Source organism: Sphingomonas sp. LH128 (assembly GCF_000293195.2).
GTDB lineage: Bacteria > Pseudomonadota > Alphaproteobacteria > Sphingomonadales > Sphingomonadaceae > Novosphingobium > Novosphingobium resinovorum_A.
In genome coordinates this window covers 1-369 of sequence record NZ_ALVC01000617.1, presented here as the reverse complement: position 1 = coordinate 369, position 369 = coordinate 1, and the positions used below count along the sequence as shown (strand labels likewise).

The 369-nt window shown below is 61.2% G+C and carries 1 protein-coding gene; it reads right to left on the bottom strand.

Features of this window, described 5'->3' with window-relative positions; translation table 11 throughout:
- Window positions 1–312: glutathione S-transferase N-terminal domain-containing protein (locus tag LH128_RS30615; RefSeq protein WP_008833568.1), on the bottom strand; the 312-nt coding region annotated here is incomplete at its 3' end.
- Window positions 313–369: the final 57 nt, after the last annotated feature.

Below are 369 nucleotides of genomic sequence, written 5' to 3'. Positions count from 1 at the left end.
ATAATGGAGGAAGTGGCGGTAGAGCAGTGCCGCGTCGTCGCCATAGGGCTTACCCAGGCGTCCATCGGCCTTGCTTGTGAGGTATTCGATGATGGCGCCGGTTTCGGCGATGATCCGTTCGGACCCGGAGTGATCGCGATCGACGATTACCGGCGACTTGCCGAGCGGATGAATGCGCCTCAGTTCGGGCGGCGCCAGCATCGTCTTGGGATCGCGTTCGTAGCGCTTGACCTCATAGGGCAGGCCGAACTCTTCCAGCAGCCACAGGACGCGCTGCGAACGCGAGTATTCCAGATGGTGGACGACGATCATCGATGCATGGCTCTCCGTCGATTACGCGTACGGTGCCAACGGACTTCGGGCGGCAAG